Source organism: bacterium, from assembly GCA_040755795.1.
GTDB lineage: Bacteria > UBA9089 > CG2-30-40-21 > CG2-30-40-21 > SBAY01 > JBFLXS01.
In genome coordinates this window covers 1-4,742 of the sequence record JBFLXS010000325.1, presented here as the reverse complement: position 1 = coordinate 4,742, position 4,742 = coordinate 1, and the positions used below count along the sequence as shown (strand labels likewise).

3 protein-coding genes are annotated in these 4,742 nt (G+C 34.7%); 1 reads left to right on the top strand and 2 read right to left on the bottom strand.

Annotation, left to right across the window (positions count from 1 at the left end):
* Positions 1–496: 496 nt before the first annotated feature.
* The gene (locus tag AB1414_15800) at positions 497–1,621 is read right to left on the bottom strand and encodes a glycosyltransferase (GenBank protein ID MEW6608883.1); all 1,125 of its coding nucleotides are present in this window, start codon (positions 1,619–1,621) and stop codon (positions 497–499) included.
* Between the two features lie 633 nt (positions 1,622–2,254).
* Here AB1414_15800 and recJ point away from each other — a divergent pair.
* Positions 2,255–4,024 carry a single-stranded-DNA-specific exonuclease RecJ gene (gene recJ / locus AB1414_15795; protein ID MEW6608882.1) on the top strand — a complete coding sequence of 590 codons (1,770 nt, stop codon included), beginning with the start codon at positions 2,255–2,257 and terminating at the stop codon, positions 4,022–4,024.
* 461 nt (positions 4,025–4,485) lie between these two features.
* On the opposite strand, the gene AB1414_15790 is transcribed toward recJ, so the two are convergent.
* The coding region (locus AB1414_15790; GenBank protein MEW6608881.1) for a radical SAM protein at positions 4,486–4,742 on the bottom strand (257 nt) is incomplete at its 5' end.

Sequence of the window (4,742 nt, the reverse complement as noted above, 5' to 3'; positions counted from 1 at the left end):
TTGCATGTTACTTAGGTAATCAGTAATCGGAGATAACAGGCCATTGTTTTCTCTTCACCGATAACCTGATAACCGATAACTTTCTAAACATAGCAAAGCAAACTTAACAAAGCAATAGGTTGTTCACCACCTTATTTTCCTTCCTTTGCGTCCTTTGCGAAATCTTCCTTTGCGCTCTTTGCGGTTAAATCTTTATACCTTTAAAAAACTTGAACATCGAGTATTAGAAAAAGATTTTTTAAAAAAGGTGTTGGAGGGGATAAGAGGAGACAGAAAGTATCCATTCAGGCAAATTTATAAGATTTATTATTATTTAGATTGAAGGTAACTATTCAGCACGAAGGGTACGGAGAGCACGAAGTGAAATTTGATGAATTATCGAATAGAGTCATTGGATGCGCTATAGCGGTGCATCGAACTCTTGGGCCAGGTTTGCTTGACACCGTGAAGAGTGATAATTCACAATTCACAATTGACAATTCACCATTCACCATTATTAAGGAAATTTAGGGAAGAAATTGTGAATTGTGAATGGTGAATGGTGAATAGTTACGATTGAAGTTAATAATTCTACCTCCGTAGAAACCGTGTCCTTAATTTCAGGTAACTGTATATTTTCTTTTACCTCATCATAATTTTTTAAGACATACTCAATTTTTTCAGCCAGAGAATTTTCATCTCCAGTTTTAAATAAAACAACACCTTTAGGTCTAAGAGGATTTTCACAACCTATGACGGGAATTTTAAGAGATAGTGCCTGTAATACTGACGAGCAGACACCATCCCATTCATAACTTCTTATACATATCTTTGACTTACTTAATAATGTTAAGAATTCATTATGCTCTAAATTCTTACATAAAAATATATTCTTTTCTAAATTTAGAATTTGAATAAGATTTAGAGTATCTTGTGAATATTCACTCGTCCCAACAAATATTAAACCTAAGTCGGGATAGTTCGTTACCAACTTTTTAATTGCCTGTAGAGTTGTTGGAATATAAAATTGAGGTCGGTCAAAAACATACGAAGATAAAATAGGCTCGTGTTGACGGATAAATATCTCTAAATCTTCTGGTAGTTTTGTCTCTTTATATGATAAATATTGTTTGCTAAAGCCGGGAATGGACACAATTTTATTTCTGTTTATGCCATATTCGCTAATTTTATCTTTTATACGCTCATCATTGCAAATAATTTTTTCAGGTAATTTGAAGATAATAGAAATCAGAGGAAGTATCCAATAACTGTTTTCACGAGGAAAATATCGCTGATTTATTCCCCCATGAAATGTTAAAAAACATCCCTTACCCAATACGAGACCGATAATTTCACTGATTAGTGTCAATATAAATCCCTTCGGAGATTGACCATTTACATGCATATGAATCCTGTAACCTGATAGGCAAAATTTACCTAATTTAAATATATAATCTATTCCATTTTGAACATCAATATATTCATCACTTTTAATCCTTCTACTTTCAGGGCTAATATTTAATATTTGACATTCATAGCCCATTTCTAAAAGTTGTTTTTTAAGATACTCAACTCGTATGCTCCAGCCGGTTCTTGGCGGAGAATAGGACACTATCTCTAAAATTTTTACCAGTTTTTTCATTGTGCTCTTTCCTTAGGGTGTTCTTTACAATGGAAACCCAGATTTGACTATGAGTTAGTGCTTTCTCTTTATTGAAAGAGAGTATTCTCTCTTCTCCAATTTTAGACCAATATGCATCTCCGGATAACTCATAGATTTGACGAAATAAGTCCCTTAATCTTAAATAAACAGATATACCCTCTGATTGAGCCGTCTTTTTTACCCATTCCTACAGGGGTAAGTCAAGGCCTCTCATAATTCTTGGGTTTTTTGTAGGGATAATTATTACCTTTTTTAAAAAGTATAGCATAACTGATGAACCTTTGTCAATATCTTTTTGAGAAATTCAGGAATTCTCGGTGAAAAATTAGATAGAGGCTCATTATTCCTTATTTTTCTCTCAAAATATTTACGAAAATATTTTTTTCTATCTCTCCTAAATATAGGTGAATTCAGTCTCTAAAAATTCACCGAGAATTGCTGGTTAGAATAAAAATTAGTTGCATAAATTAAGATTATGGTATATAATCTTAGGAAGAAGGGAAAAAAGATGGTTATAATGTTGAAGATTACAAGAAAGGAGATAAAATATAGGTAGAGAGTAGAGAACTGACTACTGACTACTCTCTACTGACTACTTAAAAGGAGATTAAATTGGAAAAAAACTGGAAGAAAATTAATCAGAGCATAACTCAAAAGGAAGTAACTGAATTAGCCCAGGCACTTCAGATTTTACCTATTACGGCTGAAATACTCATTAGTAGAGGGATAGCTGAACCTGATGAGGCTAAAAAATTTATTAGACCCAATCTAAATGATTTGCATAATCCATTTTTACTCAAGGACTTAGATAAAGCAGTTGAGCGGATTAGACTGGCACTAAATAAAAAAGAAAAAATCTTAGTCTATGGAGACTATGATGTTGATGGCATCACTTCAATCACCTTGTTAATACAGGCTTTAAATCATCACACTTCAAATCTTATCTATTACCTTCCCAAAAGATTAGTTGATGGCTACGGTGTCAGTAAAAATGGGATAGAACTTGCTTACTCTCAGGGAGTAAAACTTATCATTACAGTAGATTGTGGGATTTCGGCGATAGAAGAGATAGATTACGCCAATTCATTAGGAATGGATGTCATTGTTTGTGACCACCACGAGGTAAAAGAAAAACTCCCTTTTGCCTTTGCCATTATTAATCCTAAACAACCTACCTGTCAATATCCAGACAAGAGTTTAGCCGGTGTCGGTGTAGTAATGAAACTTATTCAAGGACTTATGAAAGGAGGATATTCAGCGGTTGATTTGAATAGCCTGATAGAATTTGCCTGTCTGGGCACAGTAGCCGATGTCGTGCCGATAACTGGTGAAAATAGAATTATTGTTAAATATGGCTTAAAACAACTTACAATGACCCAAAATATAGGATTAAAGGCACTCATTAAGGTTTGCGGACTTGAAGGGAAGAAAATTGAGTCTTCTGACATTAGTTTTAAATTGGCACCACGAATTAATGCCATAGGTAGATTAGAAGATGCAGAATTAGTTATCAAACTATTTCTGACTCAATCATCTCAAGAGGCAGAAAAAATCGTCAGAATACTCAATGACCATAACACAAAAAGACAAAACATCCAGGAGACTATCTTTCGTGAGGCAATACAATCGGATGTCCTCGAAGATGATAAAAATATCATTGTTCTGGCAAACGATAATTGGCATCAGGGAGTAATTGGAATTGTTGCCTCAAAAATAGTGGATAAATATTATCGGCCAACAATAATTATCTCATCTCAAAATGGCCTGGGAAAAGGTTCTGGAAGGAGTATTTCTAATTTCCACCTCCTGAATGCCCTGGTTCAATGCGAAGATTTATTAGAAAGTTATGGCGGTCATGAGCAAGCAGTAGGATTAACGATTTTACCGCATAAAATAGATGAATTTAGAGAAAGAATCAATGGTTATGCCCAAACCGTCTTGAAAAAAACCGATTTACAACCTTCCCTGAATGTTTTGCCCGTGAATCTAAAAGATGTGAATTTGGCATTAATTAATGAAATAGAAAGCCTACTTCCGCCTTTTGGCATGGGTAATCCAAAACCTGTCTTTTCAACAAGTTCTTTAGAAATTTCAGGTGAACCAATGATTGTCGGGAATAATCATCTTAAAATGAAGGTAATAGAAGATGTATGTAGCACAGAGCAGGGAGCACAGAGTGAAAAAGGTAACTTTTTTTCATACTCCGGGCTTAAGGCTCAATGTTATGATGCCATTGGATTTGATATGGGCGATAAAATAACGGCTTTGAAATATTCAAGTTCCATCGATTTAGCCTATGTGCCTCAAATAAACACCTGGCAAGACAGACAATCGGTGCAGTTGAATATTAAAGATATAAAATTCAACTATGAAAATCCGTAACCGTTCACCGCACAGACACAGAGACGCACAGAAGAAAATTAAAATTTATGGACGATACGCTTAATCCCATCCTTGAGGATATATATTTCGTAACATTTTAGCCATCTGAAGTGAAATTCAGGTAATTAGTTATCGGTGATCAGGTTATCGGTAAAGGGAAAAGATCAATTGGTTGTTACCGATTACCTGATTACCGATTACCTTGCACTTCATTTGGGTAAATAGTTACTATATTTCAATGTCTGCACCAATAATCTTTTCTGTTATCTGATTTATTTCTATCTTTTCTCTGTTCCTCTGCGTCTCTGCGGTAAATTACCACCTGAACAGTTACCTACAAAATGAGAAAAATCGCCCTTTTACCTTTAAAATGTATTTCATTTACCACACTTTGGCATCCTTTTGTGGACAGATTCGGTTTATCAATAGCCACTTATATACCGGTTTTATCTCAAATTTTTTCATTCCCCTACACATAAGTTCTTTAATCGGTTATATCTTTCTCTGGATAAAAATGGTAAGACAGAATTATTGTGGAGTAAAGGGTCTGCGATAGGGTCAAATCCAAATTCCCTTACCCCTTTCTCCCATTCCTTTGTGCCAGGGATAGGTGAATATTCTACTAATTTTATCTTAACCCCTAAGTTACGCAGAAAGATAATTCCCGCTTCTACTTCCTCTTCATCCTGACCAGGTAAACCACACATAATATACACAC

Bases quoted from the DNA above. Each gene is read 5' to 3' on its own strand.
- AB1414_15800 (MEW6608883.1), bottom strand. From the start codon at position 1,621: ATGAAAAAACTGGTAAAAATTTTAGAGATAGTGTCCTATTCTCCGCCA.